A 16,794-nucleotide genomic window follows, 5' to 3' on the forward strand; every position below is an offset into this window, starting at 1 on the left:
ATTAATTTTCGGCAAATTCTGAACTGCCGGTTGCCTCTTGCCTCCCGGTTGCAGGGCAGGCAAATTGACCCCACCCGCAGTCAGGAGAAATCAAATGACCGTTCATATCGGCGCCAAGCCTGGTGATATTGCTGAAACCGTTCTAATGCCTGGCGACCCGTATCGCGCGAAATGGGCGGCAGAAACATTTCTTAAAGATGCAAAACTTGTCAATGAAGTCCGTGGGATGCTGGGATTTACCGGCACGTGGCAGGGCCACCGAGTGACTATTCAAGGCTCGGGAATGGGCATGCCGTCCCTGTCGATTTATGCCAATGAGCTGATGGCCGAATACAATGCGCAAACTCTAATCCGCATCGGCTCTTGTGGCGGCATGCAGCCCCACGTGAATATACGCGACGTGATTATTGCAATGACAGCGAGCACGATCACCTCGCCTTCTTCAGGTATTTTCCGCGAATTCAACTACGCTCCCTGTGCGGACTGGTCTCTATTAATTGCAGCCGTCAAGGCTGCGGAGGCTAAGGGCACGCGCACCCATGTCGGCGGTATATATTCGTCGGATGTGTTTTATGCCGAACGGCCCGACCTTGATGAGCAAATGGTCCGTCACGGAATTCTAGGCGTCGAAATGGAAGCGGCGGAGCTTTATACACTCGCCGCCCGCCACAAGCGCCGCGCTTTGGCCGTGCTGACGGTTTCGGACCATTTGCAAACCGGAGAAGCGCTACCTGCGGCGGACCGTGAAAAGACATTTGGCGATATGGTTGAGATCGCCTTGCAGGCCGCTTTCTCCTAAAAACGGCCTCAGTTCGCCGCAAAGCCTGTGAATGATGCCTGCGTTACGCCCCGTGCGATCTATCATAGCTGTTGCGCTTGGAGGGCGACCACCCTTCCAGCGCAGCCGCTTTGGGCGCAAAAACTTCAACCAACAGCGGATGACAGGCAGCTTTGTCTGACGAATGAACCGTGGAGCAATCGCCGCCGGGGCAAGCGCTTAGCGCACCAAGCAAGTTGGTCTCGGCGAAGAACTCGATGTAATCTCCAGGCCTGACAGGACTTGCCTTCATAAAGTACTGTCCGGTGTCGCGGGTGAAACCGGTGCACATGAAAACGTTTAAAACATCATGCACGAAAGGCTCGGCCTCGTCCGTAGAGACATTAAGATGCTCCGCCAATGCGCGGGTCAGGTTGGAATGGCAGCAATGGTGGTACATGTCTCCGGCCAGCAGACGGTGAGTATAGGGATCGCAGCGGGTGCCAATAACATCGTGCACAGCGCCACCGAATGCATCAATACCATACCACGCAAGACTGTCGTGGGTGATGGTCGCGAGCGGTCGCAAATGCGGAAAGCTTGACCACATTCTGTCGCCGCGCGTGATATGAGTGCCGTGCAGCGCCCGTGTTTTCCCTGAATAGAACCGTTCATTCAGGTCGTCGGCGTGCCACAGATTCAAGTCTCCGACCTGCGAGCCCTCAACACTGGTGATGCGAAAAAAATGCCCCTCGGGCACCGAGAAAACCCCAGCGTCACGTGGCGCCACAACGACCTCGTCCACCTTCGTCAGCGTGGCGCGCGCGGCATCATAGAGCGCCATGTCGGGCGCAGGCAGGCTGTCGTTGGGATAGCAGATAACGGGTGTGACAGCGCGGCGCGCGGCGGCATCGGTTGGTTCGGTCATATTCGGCCTCTTTGCTGGATCCGTAAAGTTGGTTCAGTTTCAAACCACACGCAAGAGGCTTAGTGTAGGGCGAAATGCGCCCCTATAACCGGGGCACACCCTGACCAGAGAGGCAGCGGTCCGGTTGGCCCTGCGCCCGAAAAGCTTCGGCACCACAGGTAATACAATTGTATTTGACCAACGCACCTTTGCTGGCCGAACGGTCTTCGCGCCAACGGCAGGCGCGGGTCGGGGCCTTGCGGCGCGCGACAACGGCGACGATGATAAATGCAAGGATGAGGGCGATCAGAATGGGCATGATCCGGTCCTCTTGGGGGCGTTTTCGGGCCGCCCGATCCGCGGGCGGCCCAAATCGGCGTTAGATGGTGCGTTCGACCATCAGTTTCTTGATATTGGCAATCGCTGCGGCCGGGTTCAGGCCCTTGGGGCAGGTCTTGGCGCAGTTCATGATGGTGTGGCACCGATAAAGTTTGAACGGATCTTCAAGCTCGTCCAAACGCTCGCCGGTGGCTTCATCACGGCTGTCGACGATCCAGCGATAGGCATGCAGTAGGGCTGCGGGTCCGAGGTAGCGATCGCCGTTCCACCAGTAGCTCGGGCAGGAAGTCGAACAGCAGGCGCACAAAATGCATTCGTACAGGCCATCAAGTTTAGCACGGTCGTCAACCGACTGCTTCCACTCTTTTGCGGGCGCAGGCGTCTCGGTTTCCAGCCACGGCTGGATCGAGGCATGTTGGGCATAGAAATGCGACAGGTCGGGGATCAAATCCTTCACGACCGGCATGTGCGGCAGCGGGTAAATCTTCACGACACCCTTCACCTCTGCCATGCCATAGGTACAGGCCAGCGTGTTGATACCGTCGATGTTCATCGCACAAGACCCACAGATGCCTTCTCGGCACGAACGGCGGAAGGTCAGCGTCGGATCAATCTCGTTTTTGATCTTGATCAACGCGTCGAGGATCATCGGGCCGCAGGTATCCAGATCGACAAAATAGGTATCGACCGCAGGGTTTTTGCCGTCATCAGGATTCCAACGATAGATGTGGAATTCCTTAACGTTATCCCCTGCAGGCTTCGGCCATGTCTTGCCGCTGGTCATGCGGGAATTCTTCGGGAGCGTCAGTTGCACCATTTTGCGTCTCCTTGCTTGGCGCAGCGCGCCAGTCCGTCCATGCCCCTTGCGGAGCGTTTCAATCAGCTTCTGTCGTCTTTGACAAAAAGCGTGTTTCCATCGGCTTCGAGCGTTGCCGCAAAGCCGCGCGCGGTGATCTGGCCGACCAGATCGGTGTCCCATTCGTCCGCATGCCGTGTTTCCATTAACATCGCATCGGGCATCCAGTCCCCCGCCAAAAGCGGTGCAAGGGCCGCGACTTCGGCCCCCTCCACATCAATCTTGATGACTGTCAGATCATGCTTTGCCGCTTGCCCGATAAAGTCGGTGATCGGGCGGATCGGCACCAAGGTCCCGCCATCACGGACCGCCTTGCGCACCGGCATCAATGACGCCTGCCCGAAATTGCGCTGGCGAAAATTCAACATGCCTTCGCCCGCTTCGACTCCCAGCGCGCAGCCTTCGATGCGCACCACATTGCCCAAATCATTCAACCGGATGTTATGGCCCAAACGCCCGATCATCATCGGATTAGGCTCAAACGCGACGACGCGGCTGCCCGGCCCTGCGGCAAGTCCCAGCGGCACGGCGTAGGCTCCGCAATTCGCACCAATATCAAGGATCAGCGCATTGCGCCCCTCAATCAAGTCAACCAGCGCCATTAACGACTGCATTTCAGGCGGTTGCCCGTCGAGCCAGATCATCCGGTCGGTATAGTTATCGCGTGGATCGACATACATCCGCACCCCTGCAAATTCGACCTCGGCGGGCGGCAGGATCGGCACCAAGGTCTGGCGCATCGCCTTATCCGCACGCTTGAACACGGCACGCAGGGCGGCAATTTGCGCCGCCTCTGCTGTCGGGTCCAACGTGGGATGGGCCATTAACGTCATCCCTTACACAAGACCACTGCTCAGCGCGCGGCTTTGCAAACACTGCGCCGTTTCAGGCCGCGCCAAGACGCCGCGCACGGTGGCCACAGTCGTATCGTCCACGCCAATAACCGCAGCACGGGCGTATTCACGCACTTCCAACGCCGACGAATTGTCGATGATGCAATCGGTGAAGGGCGTGATCAGCTTTTTGGGTACCTGCGGGAAACGGGTCGCGAGGGTTTCGGTAATCACCCCCTTGGCCGCTGTCCGTGCAGTATTGTCCACGGCGGTCTGCACCTCGACGCAGGCGCCGAGGCTCAGGGCAACGAGAGCGGCAAGAACCAAACGCATGATCAATACACCCGCTTCTTGGGCGCGATCTTTTTCAGATCAATGCCGCCTTCACTTTCGGTGGTCAGCGGGTTCAGATGCACAGCGCGGAAGCCGAGTTTGGCATCATTGGCCTGATCGCCACTGAACCAGACAAGGCTGTGTTTGCGCCATTCTTTATCATCCCGTTCGGGATAATCCTCATGCGCATGGGCGCCGCGGCTTTCCTTGCGGGCCGCAGCGGCGGTAATGGTGGCCACTGCGTTGGGCATCAGGTTGGTCAGCTCAAGCGTTTCCATCAGATCAGAGTTCCAGACCAGCGAGGTGTCGGTGACATGTAGATCGTTCAACTTTGCCGCGACTTCGTTCATCTTGACGCGCCCTTCTTCGAGGGTTTTGTCAGTGCGGAATACGGCTGCGTCGGCCTGCATGGTTTTCTGCATTTCCAGACGCAGATCGGCGGTCGGAACGCCACCCTTGGCATAGCGCAGACCGTCAAAGCGCGCGAACGCCGCCTCAACCGAAGCTTTGTTCGGCGTCGGCACGGCGGAATTGGGATCAACCACCTCTTTCGCGCGGATCGCGGCCGCACGGCCAAAGACCACGAGATCGATAAGCGAGTTGGACCCCAAACGGTTGGCCCCATGCACAGAGGCACAGCCAGCCTCACCCACAGCCATCAAACCGGGGGAGATTGCATCGGGCTTGTCGTCGGTGGGCGCCAGAACTTCCCCCCAATAGTTGGTCGGAATACCGCCCATGTTGTAGTGCACTGTCGGCAGAACCGGGATCGGCTCTTTCGTCAGATCGACACCCGCGAAAATGCGCGCGGATTCGGAAATACCCGGCAGACGCAGATCGAGGGTTTCTGGTGGCAGGTGGTTGAGATGCAGGTGGATGTGGTCTTTGTTTTCGCCCACACCGCGACCTTCACGGATTTCCATCGTCATGCAGCGCGACACCACATCGCGCGAGGCGAGGTCTTTGTATGTCGGTGCATAACGCTCCATAAAGCGTTCGCCTTCGGAATTGGTCAGATAGCCGCCCTCGCCGCGTGCGCCTTCGGTGATCAAACAACCCGCGCCGTAGATGCCGGTGGGGTGGAACTGGACAAACTCCATATCCTGCAACGCCAGACCGGCCCGCGCGGTCATGCCGCCGCCGTCACCTGTACAGGTATGCGCCGAGGTCGCGGAGAAATAGGCGCGGCCATAGCCGCCGGTCGCCAACACAGTCATCTTTGCTGCGAACAAATGCATGGTGCCGTCATCGAGCTTCCAGCACAACACGCCCTGACAAGTGCCATCCTCGCCCATAATCAGATCAATGGCAAAATATTCGATGAAGAACTCGGCTTTTTGCTTCAGGCTCTGGCCATAGAGCGTGTGCAGGATCGCGTGACCGGTGCGGTCAGCAGCAGCACAGGTGCGCTGCACGGGCGGGCCTTCGCCAAATTCGGTGGTATGGCCGCCAAACGGACGCTGGTAGATTTTACCTTCGTCGGTGCGGCTGAACGGCACGCCGTAATGCTCAAGCTCGTAGACCGCCTTGGGCGCCTCACGGGCGAGATATTCCATCGCGTCGGTATCACCCAACCAGTCGGAGCCCTTGACCGTGTCATACATATGCCACTGCCAATTGTCGGGACCCATGTTCGACAAAGACGCGGCAATACCCCCCTGTGCGGCAACCGTGTGCGACCGCGTCGGGAACACTTTGGAGATACAGGCCGTGCGCAGCCCCTGCTCCGCCATGCCCAAAGTCGCGCGCAAACCTGCGCCGCCTGCCCCTACAACGACAACGTCGTATTCGTGGGTCTCATATTCATATGCTGCCATGTTTTCGGTCTCCCGTTCGGCGAAATTGGATCAGAGCGCCAAACGCGCGATGGCAAAAACACCTACCGCTGCGGCACCGTAGCTGATGCAAGTCATCACGATAATCGCGACCTTCTTGCTCAGCCCGTGGACATAGTCCTCGATCATGACTTGCACTCCGTCGTTGAAGTGCTTGAAGCCTACGAGCAGCGTCAGCGCCGCGACAATCGCGGGGAATGGACGGCTGTAATAGGCAAGGATTTCTTCATAGCTGCCGCCCAGCGCGGGACCGAAGGTGAACACGAACAGCGGGATCAGGATCAGCAAAGCAACCGAGCTGAGCTTCATCGACCAGAAATGTCCGGTGCCTGAGTTCGCCGAGCCGAGACCCTTGGCGCGTTTGCGATCTGTCATATAAGCCATGTCAGCCCCCTCAGACGATTATGACGGTAAGAATTGTCAGCACGACAGAACCGATCAGGCAGGCCCAGCCCAGCTTCTCGGCGGTCGGAATATCCAGCGCATGACCGGTGTCCCAGATCAGGTGCCGGATACCGGCAAGCGTGTGATACCACAGGCCCAGAACCGACAGCAGCATGACCAGATCACCAAACCAGCTGGTGACGAAGCCGTTGACCGTGTTGAAGTAATCCTCAGACGAGGCCGCCGCGAGAAACCACCAAACGATCAGCAACGCCGATATCAGCATCGCGTTTCCGGTAATCCGCGTCAGGATCGAGGTCATCGAGGTCAACTGCGGGCGATAGATCGAGAGATGCGGCGAAAGCGGGCGATTGCCCCGGTTCACATCGGCCATATGTCAGGTCCTTTGTCACTACGTTGGGTACTTGATAGCGCTTTTTACGGAAGTGTCACGACCCTGCGACACAGGCAGGCAAGGTTTGTCCACCTATCGAGAGGGTTAGCGCTAAAAACTATGATATGTGATCACAAAGTGGTAAATTTTTGTGATCACAAAGACGCCACGGAAGCGCTGTCAGGCGTAACCAGACATCCGGCGATACAATATTCTGCATTGATTCCCGCCTGCATCGACGAAAAATGGCGCGCCCCGATACCGAGACGCGCCATTTCTGTCAAACTTCCGTTAGCCTTAGCTCAAGGAGCCGTCGATCGCCTTGCAGGCATCGACCAGACCTTTGACAGCCTTAACCGAGCTATCAAACATCGCCTGCTCTTCTTTGTTCATCGAAATCTCGACAACACGCTCAACACCACCGGCACCGATCACCGTTGGTACACCGACGTAGAAACCGTCCAAGCCGTAAGCGCCATCAACATATGCCGCACAAGGCAGAACGCGTTTTTGGTCTTTCAGATAGCTTTCCGCCATCTCGATTGCCGAGGTCGCGGGGGCATAGAATGCAGAACCGGTCTTGAGCAGGCCGACAATCTCGGCACCGCCATCACGGGTACGCTGCACGATTGCATCAAGCTTGTCCTGCGTGGTCCAGCCCATTTTCACCAGGTCCGGCAGCGGGATGCCGCCAACGGTGGAATAACGCACCAGTGGCACCATCGTGTCGCCGTGGCCGCCCAGAACAAATGCGGTCACGTCCTTCATCGACACGTTGAATTCGGTCGCGAGGAAATGGCGGAAGCGCGCGGAGTCAAGCACACCAGCCATGCCGCAGACTTTCTCGGTCGGCAGACCGGAGAATTCACGCAGCGCCCAAACCATCGCATCAAGCGGGTTGGTGATGCAGATCACAAAAGCATCCGGCGCGTGTTGGGCAATGCCCTCGCCCACGGATTTCATAACCTTGAGGTTGATCCCAAGCAGGTCATCGCGGCTCATGCCCGGCTTGCGGGCGACACCGGCTGTCACGATGCACACATCGGCGCCAGCAATATCGGCATAGTCTTGCGTGCCTGTCAGCGTCGCATCGAACTTACCAGCGGGACCTGATTCTGCGATGTCCAAGGCCTTGCCCTGCGGAACACCTTCGGCAATGTCGAACATGACGACATCGCCAAGTTCCTTAAGGGCTGCGAGATGCGCGAGTGTGCCGCCGATTTGCCCTGCGCCAATAAGCGCGATTTTGGGTCTGGCCATGATAATGTCTCCGAGAGAGGTTGCATTCGCGCCGGGGATAACGAAATGCGACGTGCCGTGCAAGTTGCGCGACGCAGCGCAGCAAATGGAATGCCCCTCAAAGCGAAAAAGGGCCGCCCGTGAGGGCGACCCTATTTTAGAAAGCTTAGTTAAACGCTGCGATCAATCTTCGTATTCTGGCAGTGTTTCCAGCTTGCCTTCAGTGCTGTCCACATAGATGCGGAAGTCATTTGCGTCGCCATTGCGGACCAACTGCAGCTCTTCAAAAGAAAGCTTCACAGTGTGTTCGCCCATGCCGAGGAAGCCACCGATATCTGCAAGAACGTGAGTGATCTTGCCGCTGTCATCAACGATCAGCTCGTCGATTTCACCAATATCTTCGTCTTCCATGCCGTAAATGCGGGCACCTTCCAGATCGTCAGCGGTCATTTCTGTCCACTCAACGTCAGCGTAATTTTCACGCTCGACCGCTGGGCGGGTCAGCAAGTCACGCTCAACTGTGTTTTCAGTAGCAACAACAGCTTCTTTGGTCTCTGCTTCTGCGTTCGCAGCCATTTCTTCTGTCTTGGCTTCGGCGTCAGCGGCCATCTCTTCAGTTTTCGCTTCAGCGTTCTCGGCCATTACTTCGGTTTTGGCTTCTGCATTTTCAGCCGCAACTTCGGTTTTGACTTCGGCGCTCTCAGCTACTTGTTCAGTTTTCATTTTAGCTTCGTTTGCGTCAGCTTCCATGTTGCGCTCAAACGCAGGAGACTGCTCGAGCATTTCTTTGGATGTATTCACAACCAAGAAACGGTCGTCGGCATCGCCCTGCTCACGGACGATACGGATGTCGTCCATGGAAACAGCGATGTCACGCTCGCCTATGCCCAGAAAGCCACCGATGCCGAGGATAACAGCAGTGACGTTGCCGTCTTTGCTGACGATAATATCGTTGATTTCGCCGATATCATCCCACTCTTTTTCGGCGCCAGCTTCAATCTCGGCGTCGTTTTCGAATTCAGTTTCGGAGCTGTAGATCCGCATGCCGATCAGGTTCGACGCGAGGAAGTCGCTCTGCTCCAACGCGACAGTGCCGAACGCGCTTGCGTGTGCGTCGGCATAGGCTGCGCCACTCATGGTCAGAAGGACAGCTGTTGTGCTCAGAAAACGTTTCATCTTAAAACTCCTTGTACAGTTTCGCGTGGGTCTCACGCTGCTGTGAACCCAACCCGAAAAGGCGGTTAGAGTTCCGAAGTCTTGAAAAAAAATGAGTCCATTTGGCAGAGCCAAGCGCTTTGATGCGCTGCAGGGTATATAAAAGCAGGGGCGGATTATCGCTTTGCTAAATAGTCGTATAAAATGGCCCCTGTCTGAAGGCTCAATCGCAAGTAAGCTTTATCAGGCATCCTGATCCGTTGTCGGCAAAGCTTCGGCCAGCTCTTCGAATTGCTGACCTGACGCAACAACACAGGTCAGCCCAGTCGGCATCGTGACAGTGATCGTCCAGCTGCCCGTCTCGTCAGAGGCAAACACTTCAACAACTGAATTGTTTCCTCCCATGCCCATTGATTGCCGCGTCTCTCCATAGCCTTCCGCCAGCCGCAACACCACCTTCTCAAGTGGGGCGCAATTCTGGCTTTGGGCAGCGACATCTGTGGTGGTTGCCAATACGACAGCCGCCGCTGCGGTCAAGGCTGCCAGATGGAGGATTTTGATAGTACGGTGCATTGCAGTCTACCTTCTGTCCTGTGGCCCGGCCCTCGGTCATTGTGGCCCATCCGGAGTTTTCCGGCGACACGGTGGTGGCCTCATGTTTCTCGACTATTCACTCTACCCTCTATTGCGATCCAGCGACCTGCCGGAGCGCGGATTGGAGCAGAAACAACTTCCAAAACTTTGCGCCTGAAAATTGAAATAATGGTTAACGCTGCGTCCCGCCGTGTTTCGCCCCCACCGTTTCGCTGCACTGCGGCACATGATGGCTTGCAATAATCGGCAAGAAATGCCCCTTTGTCGCGCAATGATCAAACCTAGGACCTTCGCCATGACCAAACTCACACGCCCCCTGCGCTCGGTGCTCTACATCCCGGGATCAAAGCCACGCGCTCTCGAAAAAGCCCGCACGCTGGCCTGTGACGCGATCATTTTCGATCTCGAAGATGCAGTGACCCCCGAAGAAAAAGCCTCCGCGCGTGACATTCTGGCAGAAGCGCTGAAAACTGGCGGCTACGGTGCGCGCTTGCGGATCATCCGGATCAACGGGCTTGATACTGAATGGGGCGCCGATGACGCCCGCGCCGCCGCCGGGATGAAGCCGGACGCAATCTTGTTGCCGAAAGTCGGCAGCCCCGCCGATCTCGAAGCCCTCGCCGAACTGGTCGGTGACATCCCGCTTTGGGCGATGATGGAAACACCAGCCGCCATGCTGAACGCGCCCGCAATCGCCGCCCACCGCCAGTTGCAAGCGATGGTTATGGGCACCAACGATCTTGCCAAAGACTTGCAAACCCGGTTCCGCCCCGACCGCCTGCCGTTGATGGCCGGTTTAGGACTGTGCCTGCTGGCCGCCAAATCCCAAAATATCGCCATTATCGACGGCGTCTATAACGCCTTCAAGGACGATGCAGGTCTGCAAGTTGAATGTGATCAGGGCCGTGATATGGGCTTTGACGGCAAAACACTGATCCATCCGGCGCAACTCGACGTGGCCAACGCCGCCTTCTCACCCTCCCAGGACGAGGCCGACCTCGCCCGCCGCCAGATCGCCGCTTACGAAGCAGCGCAGGCAGGTGGCCAAGGTGTTGCGGTGGTTGATGGCCGCATCGTTGAGAATCTTCATGTTGCCACAGCCCGCGAAACTCTGGCAAAGCTTGACGCTATCGCATCCCTCACCGCGGAGTGACCATGACCCTACTTGTACTCGGACTGATCCTGTGGATCGGCGCCCATTGGCTGAGCCGCCTCGCCCCCGCCCTGCGCGATCAAATGGGCAAAGCTGGCAAAGGACTGGTGGCGGTTTTGATCGTTGCCGGTCTCATACTGATGATCCTCGGCTATCGTGGCGCAGACTATATCGACGTCTGGACCCCGCCCGCCTTCTTTATCCATATCAACAACGCGCTCATGCTTCTCGCGCTTTGGGTTTATGGCTCCAGTGCTGCCAAAGGCGCAAAGGCCTGGCCGGCCTACAAGACCCGCCATCCGCAGCTGCTGGCCGTAAAAATCTGGGCATTGGCACACCTGCTGGTCAACGGTGATCTGGCTTCGATCGTGCTTTTCGGCACGCTTCTGGCTTGGGCCATCGGCTCGGTCATCTTAGTCAACCGCGCCGAGCCGAACTGGACACCCCCTGCCCGCGCAGGCCGCCCTACTTATATCCGCCTGATCGTCATCTCACTGGTCATGTTCGCCATTATCGCAGGCATCCACCTGCTGCTCGGCGTCTCGCCTTTCCCCCGCTAAAGCTGCAAGGCCCCGCTAAGCTATAAGGACTGCCATGAAACTCTATCGCTTCCTCTCCGAAGAAGACACATCCGCGTTCTGCCATAAGGTCACGGACGCCCTTAACAAAGGCTGGGAGCTTTACGGCACGCCAACCCAAACCTGGGATCATACAGCAGGCATCATGCGCTGCGGCCAAGCCGTGACCAAAGAGGTTGAAGGCACCTATACGCCAGACACCAAGCTCGGAGCACACTGATGGGAAAAACCAACCCGGGCAGGTTTTTCGAAGACTACCGCATCGGTGACGTCCTCTCCCACGCGGTGCCCCGCACCGTGGGGGGCGGCGAACGCGCACTCTACCACATGCTTTATCCGGCCCGTCACGCGCTCTATTCTTCTGATGAATTTGCAAAATCCTGTGGCCTCGTTTCCAGCCCGCTGGATGATCTGATCAACTTCCACGTGGTCTTTGGCAAAACAGTCCCCGATGTCTCGCTTAACGCTGTGGCCAACCTCGGCTATGCCCAAGGCCGCTGGCTGCTGCCGGTCTGGCCCGGTGACACGCTGCGCGCCGAGTCCGAAGTTATCGGCCTGAAACAAAACTCCAACGGCAAGACCGGCGTGCTTTATGTGCGCACCACAGGCCTTAACCAAAATGATGAAGCTGTGCTGGAATATGTCCGCTGGGTCATGGTCCGCAAACGCGATGAAACCGCTCCAGCCCCCGAAACTGTGATACCGGACTTGCCCACCACCGTTGCCGCCGATCAATTAGTCGTGCCCGAGGGCTTGGACTTCACCAACTATGATTTTACCCTTGCGGGCGAACCGCACCGCTGGGGGGATTATGAGATCGGCGAGCAGATCGACCACGTTGACGGCGTCACGATAGAGGAGGCCGAACACATGATGGCCACCCGCCTGTGGCAGAACACAGCCAAGGTCCATTTCGACACCTCAGCCCGTCCCGATGGCAGTCGCCTGATCTATGGTGGTCACGTCATCTCGATGGCGCGTGCGCTATCTTTTAACGGCCTGGCCAATGCGCAAATGATCGTGGGGATCAACGCCGGCGCCCATGCGAACCCCTGCCTCGCCGGCGACACGGTTCGCGCATGGTCCGAGGTTCTCGACAAAGCCGAAACCGATGCGCCCGGCGTCGGCGCCATCCGCCTGCGCCTCGTCGCGACCAAAGGCGGCGCCCCTTTCGCCTTGAAAGACGACAAGGGCAAGTACCTCCCCGAGGTCCTGCTAGACCTCGACTATTGGGCGCTGATCCCGACATGAACCGGCAGCTTATCGGCTGAATTCTGCGCAGGTCTTCTGTTTTTGAGCCAGAACATCCAATCCCGCCTCACAACAGGCGGGACTATCGGCCATAATAGACAGGCCCAAACACGCTCCCCCCTGCAAAAACGCGGATTTGTGATCACAAGAATTTTGCGTGTGATCACAAATGCCACTTTGCACTGGAAATCCTTTCTAAACTGCGAAAAGCTCAAATCGATCCATAAGACTCACACGCCGCGTGGCTGTGACCTTGAACCAAACACGGGACCGATTTGCGATGAACATCCATGAGTATCAGGCCAAAGCCCTCCTTCGCAGCTATGGCGCACCGGTGTCCGATGGCCGTGTCGTTATGAAGGCAGAAGACGCGAAATCCGCCGCAGGAGAGATGGACGGCCCGCTCTGGGTGGTCAAAGCCCAGATCCACGCAGGTGGCCGCGGCAAGGGTAAGTTCAAGGAAGCGGACGCAGGCGACAAAGGCGGCGTGCGCCTGACCAAATCGGTTGAGGAAGCCGCCGAAGAAGCCAAGAAGATGCTCGGCCGCACATTGGTCACGCACCAGACCGGCCCGGCAGGCAAGCAGGTCAACCGCATCTATATCGAAGACGGCTCCGGCATCGAAAAAGAACTCTACCTTGCCCTGCTCGTCGACCGTCAGACCAGCCGCGTCTCCTTTGTATGCTCCACCGAAGGCGGCATGGACATTGAAGAAGTCGCCGATGCGACACCTGAAAAAATCCTGTCCTTCTCCGTTGATCCGGCCACCGGCTACCAAGCCTTCCACGGCCGCCGCATCGCTTTCACGCTGGGTCTCGAAGGCAAGCAGATCAAACAGTGCGTCACCCTGATGGGCCAGCTTTACAAAGCCTTCATGGAAAAAGACATGGAGATGCTGGAGATCAACCCGCTGATCGTCACCGATGGCGGCGATCTTAAGGTACTCGACGCCAAGGTCAGCTTTGACGGCAACGCGATGTACCGCCACAACGACATTGCCGAGCTGCGCGACACTACCGAAGAAGACCCCAAAGAGCTCGAAGCTTCCAAGTATGACCTGAACTACATCGCACTCGACGGTGAAATCGGTTGCATGGTGAATGGAGCGGGCCTCGCGATGGCGACGATGGACATCATCAAGCTCTACGGTGCCGAGCCTGCCAACTTCCTCGACGTCGGCGGCGGCGCGACCAAAGAAAAGGTCACCGAAGCCTTCAAGATCATCACCTCCGACCCACAGGTCAAAGGCATTTTGGTCAATATCTTTGGTGGCATCATGCGCTGTGACGTCATCGCCGAAGGCGTTGTCGCTGCGGTGAAAGAAGTCGGCCTGAAAGTGCCACTGGTTGTCCGCCTCGAAGGCACCAATGTGGCCGAAGGCAAGGCGATCATCAACAACTCCGGTCTGGATGTCATTGCCGCCGACGATCTTAAAGACGGCGCCCAGAAGATTGTGAAAGCAGTCAAAGGGTGAGCGCTGCACCGCGACATCGTCGCGGTCGGATCGCTTCACCGGAGCGGTCCGAAAAGCCGACGCCCATCGCGCAAGCGGTGGGCGGGACAGAGCGGGGCACTATGTTTTTCCTTTTAGGAGGGACGCATCCATGACGAAATCACCCATGACCGAACCCACAAAATCTTCGCCAATCCTCGCAGGTCTCGCCCTTTTGGGCGCAGGGCTGCTGGTTCGCCAATGGCAGCCGCGTGCGCTGGAACTGCCCGAACCGGGCAATCACGGCTCGCGCGATGGTGGCCTGCGCCGTGCTGCCCGCAAGTCGCGGGACGGTCTGGCAAAGGTCTTGCCTGGCAACCTCACCGGTTCCATCGCCCGCTCGCTGATGGTCATGGGCGCGGGGCTTATTCTTGTGCGCGCATTGGACGAATTGGTCGAAGACCAGGACGCATTGTTCTGATGGCTGCCCTGACACATATCTCCACGATCCGTCGCCTGCTGTTCGGTTCTGCCGTGCTGCTGGCGGCTGTTCCGGCATTGGCCGCGGCTGATGCGGGCGCAGATGTGGCGATCAGCACCTTCAACGCGTGGTGCTTCAAAGCAGGCCAGACCGAAACAAAGGCCCGCGATAATATGCAGGCCGATACTGCACCCTTCAAGCTCAGCTTCTGGGACGACAGTCTTGAGCCGCGCCCCGACGCTGCCCCACGCGGCGTCGAGCGGCGTTGCGAAGTCTCCTTCGCTGGCGACCACACCGCAACCGCCATCGCAGCACTGCAGACCCAGATGGCAACACCACCCAAGTTCGGCACCACCATTGCCCTGCCCGACACCCATAGCGCCCAGAACGGCACCGCGCTGATCGAAGGTCGTGAACTGCTGCGCGGTCGCGTGGCTGTTGTGCATGTCGGCACCCGCGACACCGCTGCTGGCACAGTTGAGACATTCATGACTGTGGACCGTCTCTATGACGGCCTCGGCCTCCCGGAAAAGTAGCGGGCGCGCACAAGTTTACGCGGATAGCACAATACGCCGTTCGTCACCGACACAAGATCAATCGCTCCGCAGGCCTGAGGGCCTTCCGGCGCACCAAGGAACACAAAGAGGAACACTACATGGCCGTACTCGTCGACGAAAACACCAAGGTAATCTGTCAGGGCCTTACCGGCTCGCAGGGCACCTTCCACACCGAACAGGCCATCGCTTACGGCACCAAAATGGTTGGCGGCGTGACCCCCGGCAAGGGCGGTCAAACCCACCTCAACCTGCCGGTCTTCAACTCGGTCCATGAAGCCAAACACATGACCCAAGCCAATGCTTCGGTCATCTATGTGCCACCGCCCTTCGCTGCGGATTCGATCCTCGAGGCGATCGACGCTGAAATGGAACTGATTGTTTGCATCACCGAAGGCATTCCGGTGCTCGACATGATGCGCGTCCAGCGCGCGCTTGAAGGCTCCAAGTCCCGCCTGATCGGCCCCAACTGCCCCGGCGTTATTACACCCGACGCTTGCAAAATCGGCATCATGCCCGGCCACATCCACAAGCGCGGCTCCTGCGGCGTGGTCTCGCGCTCCGGCACACTCACCTATGAGGCGGTCAAGCAGACCACCGATATGGGCCTCGGCCAGTCCTCTGCTGTCGGCATCGGCGGCGACCCGATCAAAGGCACCGAGCATATCGACGTGCTTGAAATGTTCCTCGCGGACCCCGAGACCCAGTCGATCATTATGATCGGTGAAATCGGCGGCTCCGCCGAAGAAGACGCGGCACAGTTCCTCGCCGACGAGAAGAAAAAGGGCCGCTGGAAGCCAACTGCTGGTTTCATCGCGGGCCGCACAGCGCCTCCCGGCCGCCGCATGGGCCACGCAGGCGCGATTGTCGCTGGCGGCAAAGGCGGCGCCGAGGACAAGATTGAAGCGATGCGTGCCGCTGGCATCATCGTCGCCGACAGCCCCGCAACACTGGGCGAAGCGGTGAAAGAAGCGATCGAGAAGTCCGCTTCTTAATGGAAACAGCCGCCGCCCCCAGTGCTTTCAGCCCACTCGGGTTAAAGCACCGCATCGCGACCTCGGGTCTTGCCGGACCCGTGGGCGCAGTGCGGGGGCGGCTGCGCGCTATGCGTGAATTATTGCATCCCGAACTCGCACTGCTTTACCGCGAAGATGCAATGATGGACGCTGTACTGGAACGGCTTATCCAGCCTGATTGGAACTGCCTCGATGTCGGCGCGCATCTGGAGTCGGTGTTCTACAAGCTTACCCAACTCGCCCCCAAAGGCACCCATGCAATGGTCGAGGCGAGCCCCGGCAAAGCCCAGATGCTGCGGGGCCGCGTGGTAGAGCGCCGCGTGGCTGCACGCCGTCTTGATGATCTACTGGGGCCGGACGCTCAGGTTGATTTCATTAAAATCGACGTGGAAGGATTTGAATTTCCCGCCCTGCGCGGGGCCGAAGCGCTGCTGCGCCGCTGCCGCCCGCTCATCTTGTTTGAAGCAGGCGCCGTGGCAGACACCGACATCGCAGACAGCGACGATCGCGCGCTGTTTGAATGGCTGACCCAGACAATGGGCTATGACATCTACGCCACCTTCGATCTCTACTATAACCGCCGTCCCATCACAGCTGACCAGTTCAACAGCTACCGCACCTACCCTTTTCTCGCATTCAACTACTTTGCCCTGAGCGCGGACAAGACCCCCACACAGCGTCCCGCTAATCGTGTCGACTGAAA

21 protein-coding genes are annotated in these 16,794 nt (G+C 58.2%); 10 read left to right on the forward strand and 11 right to left on the reverse strand.

The genetic code is table 11. The features are described from left to right. Positions 1-94: 94 nt before the first annotated feature. Entirely contained in the window at positions 95-799 is a 705-nt protein-coding gene (deoD, locus tag BM174_RS06880; protein WP_093923109.1) for a purine-nucleoside phosphorylase, read from the forward strand. Positions 800-842: 43 nt separating this feature from the next. On the opposite strand, the gene BM174_RS06885 is transcribed toward deoD, so the two are convergent. The 11 genes from BM174_RS06885 to BM174_RS06935 all read right to left on the reverse strand — a co-directional run bounded on the left by BM174_RS06885 (position 843) and on the right by BM174_RS06935 (position 9,605). Then, a complete protein-coding gene (locus tag BM174_RS06885; RefSeq protein WP_093923110.1) occupies positions 843-1,685 on the reverse strand; it encodes an urea carboxylase-associated family protein in 843 nt (280 codons plus the stop codon). 82 nt (positions 1,686-1,767) lie between these two features. Beyond that, positions 1,768-1,983 carry a hypothetical protein gene (locus BM174_RS06890; RefSeq protein WP_093923111.1) on the reverse strand — a complete coding sequence of 72 codons (216 nt, stop codon included), beginning with the start codon at positions 1,981-1,983 and terminating at the stop codon, positions 1,768-1,770. Between the two features lie 60 nt (positions 1,984-2,043). Further along, the gene (locus BM174_RS06895) at positions 2,044-2,820 is read right to left on the reverse strand and encodes a succinate dehydrogenase iron-sulfur subunit (RefSeq protein WP_093923112.1); all 777 of its coding nucleotides are present in this window, start codon (positions 2,818-2,820) and stop codon (positions 2,044-2,046) included. 62 nt (positions 2,821-2,882) lie between these two features. Continuing rightward, positions 2,883-3,683, reverse strand: coding sequence for an FkbM family methyltransferase (locus tag BM174_RS06900; protein WP_245766288.1), 801 nt, complete (start codon positions 3,681-3,683; stop codon positions 2,883-2,885). 12 nt (positions 3,684-3,695) lie between these two features. Continuing rightward, positions 3,696-4,025, reverse strand: coding sequence for a hypothetical protein (locus BM174_RS06905; protein WP_093923114.1), 330 nt, complete (start codon positions 4,023-4,025; stop codon positions 3,696-3,698). Positions 4,026-4,027: 2 nt separating this feature from the next. Beyond that, positions 4,028-5,842, reverse strand: coding sequence for a succinate dehydrogenase flavoprotein subunit (gene sdhA, locus BM174_RS06910; RefSeq protein ID WP_093923115.1), 1,815 nt, complete (start codon positions 5,840-5,842; stop codon positions 4,028-4,030). A gap of 30 nt (positions 5,843-5,872) precedes the next feature. Continuing rightward, a complete protein-coding gene (gene sdhD, locus BM174_RS06915; protein WP_093923116.1) occupies positions 5,873-6,244 on the reverse strand; it encodes a succinate dehydrogenase, hydrophobic membrane anchor protein in 372 nt (123 codons plus the stop codon). Between the two features lie 10 nt (positions 6,245-6,254). Beyond that, positions 6,255-6,638, reverse strand: a complete 384-nt coding sequence (gene sdhC, locus BM174_RS06920; RefSeq protein ID WP_093923117.1) for a succinate dehydrogenase, cytochrome b556 subunit — start codon at positions 6,636-6,638, stop codon at positions 6,255-6,257. Positions 6,639-6,935: 297 nt separating this feature from the next. Beyond that, positions 6,936-7,898, reverse strand: a complete 963-nt coding sequence (mdh, locus tag BM174_RS06925; RefSeq protein WP_093923118.1) for a malate dehydrogenase — start codon at positions 7,896-7,898, stop codon at positions 6,936-6,938. Positions 7,899-8,060: 162 nt separating this feature from the next. Continuing rightward, positions 8,061-9,053 (reverse strand): PRC-barrel domain-containing protein, encoded by a 993-nt coding sequence (locus BM174_RS06930; protein ID WP_093923119.1) that lies wholly within the window; start codon positions 9,051-9,053, stop codon positions 8,061-8,063. 222 nt (positions 9,054-9,275) lie between these two features. Beyond that, entirely contained in the window at positions 9,276-9,605 is a 330-nt protein-coding gene (locus BM174_RS06935) for a hypothetical protein (protein WP_093923120.1), read from the reverse strand. 316 nt (positions 9,606-9,921) lie between these two features. Between BM174_RS06935 and BM174_RS06940 the strand changes: the two genes are divergently transcribed. The 9 genes from BM174_RS06940 (at position 9,922) to BM174_RS06980 (ending at position 16,792) form a co-directional block, all read left to right on the forward strand. Then, positions 9,922-10,779: an HpcH/HpaI aldolase/citrate lyase family protein gene (locus BM174_RS06940; protein ID WP_093923121.1), complete on the forward strand. Its 858-nt coding sequence runs from the start codon at positions 9,922-9,924 to the stop codon at positions 10,777-10,779. A 2-nt stretch (positions 10,780-10,781) separates the two neighbouring features. Beyond that, positions 10,782-11,339, forward strand: a complete 558-nt coding sequence (locus BM174_RS06945) for an NnrU family protein (protein WP_093923122.1) — start codon at positions 10,782-10,784, stop codon at positions 11,337-11,339. Between the two features lie 34 nt (positions 11,340-11,373). After that, a complete protein-coding gene (locus tag BM174_RS06950) occupies positions 11,374-11,577 on the forward strand; it encodes a DUF1737 domain-containing protein (protein WP_093923123.1) in 204 nt (67 codons plus the stop codon). Then, complete coding sequence (locus BM174_RS06955; RefSeq protein WP_093923124.1) at positions 11,577-12,608, forward strand: MaoC family dehydratase; 1,032 nt, start codon at positions 11,577-11,579, stop codon at positions 12,606-12,608. The genes BM174_RS06950 and BM174_RS06955 overlap by 1 nt, the downstream gene beginning before the upstream one ends. Before the next feature lie 280 nt (positions 12,609-12,888). Continuing rightward, the gene (sucC, locus tag BM174_RS06960; RefSeq protein ID WP_093923125.1) at positions 12,889-14,082 is read left to right on the forward strand and encodes an ADP-forming succinate--CoA ligase subunit beta; all 1,194 of its coding nucleotides are present in this window, start codon (positions 12,889-12,891) and stop codon (positions 14,080-14,082) included. Between the two features lie 130 nt (positions 14,083-14,212). Then, positions 14,213-14,521: a hypothetical protein gene (locus tag BM174_RS06965; protein ID WP_245766289.1), complete on the forward strand. Its 309-nt coding sequence runs from the start codon at positions 14,213-14,215 to the stop codon at positions 14,519-14,521. Then, positions 14,521-15,057, forward strand: coding sequence for a hypothetical protein (locus tag BM174_RS06970; protein WP_245766290.1), 537 nt, complete (start codon positions 14,521-14,523; stop codon positions 15,055-15,057). The genes BM174_RS06965 and BM174_RS06970 overlap by 1 nt, the downstream gene beginning before the upstream one ends. A gap of 119 nt (positions 15,058-15,176) precedes the next feature. After that, positions 15,177-16,070, forward strand: coding sequence for a succinate--CoA ligase subunit alpha (gene sucD / locus BM174_RS06975; RefSeq protein ID WP_093923126.1), 894 nt, complete (start codon positions 15,177-15,179; stop codon positions 16,068-16,070). Then, positions 16,070-16,792 carry an FkbM family methyltransferase gene (locus BM174_RS06980; protein ID WP_093923127.1) on the forward strand — a complete coding sequence of 241 codons (723 nt, stop codon included), beginning with the start codon at positions 16,070-16,072 and terminating at the stop codon, positions 16,790-16,792. The genes sucD and BM174_RS06980 overlap by 1 nt, the downstream gene beginning before the upstream one ends. Positions 16,793-16,794 lie beyond the last annotated feature (2 nt).

The sequence above is a fragment of the Sulfitobacter brevis genome (genome assembly GCF_900112755.1).
Taxonomy (GTDB): domain Bacteria; phylum Pseudomonadota; class Alphaproteobacteria; order Rhodobacterales; family Rhodobacteraceae; genus Sulfitobacter; species Sulfitobacter brevis.

Coding starts and splice junctions, on each gene's coding strand:
- deoD (WP_093923109.1), top strand. CDS start 95: ATGACCGTTCATATCGGCGCCAAGCCTGGTGATATTGCTGAAACCGTT.
- BM174_RS06885 (WP_093923110.1), bottom strand. CDS start 1,685: ATGACCGAACCAACCGATGCCGCCGCGCGCCGCGCTGTCACACCCGTT.
- BM174_RS06890 (WP_093923111.1), bottom strand. CDS start 1,983: ATGCCCATTCTGATCGCCCTCATCCTTGCATTTATCATCGTCGCCGTT.
- BM174_RS06895 (WP_093923112.1), bottom strand. CDS start 2,820: ATGGTGCAACTGACGCTCCCGAAGAATTCCCGCATGACCAGCGGCAAG.
- BM174_RS06900 (WP_245766288.1), bottom strand. CDS start 3,683: ATGGCCCATCCCACGTTGGACCCGACAGCAGAGGCGGCGCAAATTGCC.
- BM174_RS06905 (WP_093923114.1), bottom strand. CDS start 4,025: ATGCGTTTGGTTCTTGCCGCTCTCGTTGCCCTGAGCCTCGGCGCCTGC.
- sdhA (WP_093923115.1), bottom strand. CDS start 5,842: ATGGCAGCATATGAATATGAGACCCACGAATACGACGTTGTCGTTGTA.
- sdhD (WP_093923116.1), bottom strand. CDS start 6,244: ATGGCTTATATGACAGATCGCAAACGCGCCAAGGGTCTCGGCTCGGCG.
- sdhC (WP_093923117.1), bottom strand. CDS start 6,638: ATGGCCGATGTGAACCGGGGCAATCGCCCGCTTTCGCCGCATCTCTCG.
- mdh (WP_093923118.1), bottom strand. CDS start 7,898: ATGGCCAGACCCAAAATCGCGCTTATTGGCGCAGGGCAAATCGGCGGC.
- BM174_RS06930 (WP_093923119.1), bottom strand. CDS start 9,053: ATGAAACGTTTTCTGAGCACAACAGCTGTCCTTCTGACCATGAGTGGC.
- BM174_RS06935 (WP_093923120.1), bottom strand. CDS start 9,605: ATGCACCGTACTATCAAAATCCTCCATCTGGCAGCCTTGACCGCAGCG.
- BM174_RS06940 (WP_093923121.1), top strand. CDS start 9,922: ATGACCAAACTCACACGCCCCCTGCGCTCGGTGCTCTACATCCCGGGA.
- BM174_RS06945 (WP_093923122.1), top strand. CDS start 10,782: ATGACCCTACTTGTACTCGGACTGATCCTGTGGATCGGCGCCCATTGG.
- BM174_RS06950 (WP_093923123.1), top strand. CDS start 11,374: ATGAAACTCTATCGCTTCCTCTCCGAAGAAGACACATCCGCGTTCTGC.
- BM174_RS06955 (WP_093923124.1), top strand. CDS start 11,577: ATGGGAAAAACCAACCCGGGCAGGTTTTTCGAAGACTACCGCATCGGT.
- sucC (WP_093923125.1), top strand. CDS start 12,889: ATGAACATCCATGAGTATCAGGCCAAAGCCCTCCTTCGCAGCTATGGC.
- BM174_RS06965 (WP_245766289.1), top strand. CDS start 14,213: ATGACGAAATCACCCATGACCGAACCCACAAAATCTTCGCCAATCCTC.
- BM174_RS06970 (WP_245766290.1), top strand. CDS start 14,521: ATGGCTGCCCTGACACATATCTCCACGATCCGTCGCCTGCTGTTCGGT.
- sucD (WP_093923126.1), top strand. CDS start 15,177: ATGGCCGTACTCGTCGACGAAAACACCAAGGTAATCTGTCAGGGCCTT.
- BM174_RS06980 (WP_093923127.1), top strand. CDS start 16,070: ATGGAAACAGCCGCCGCCCCCAGTGCTTTCAGCCCACTCGGGTTAAAG.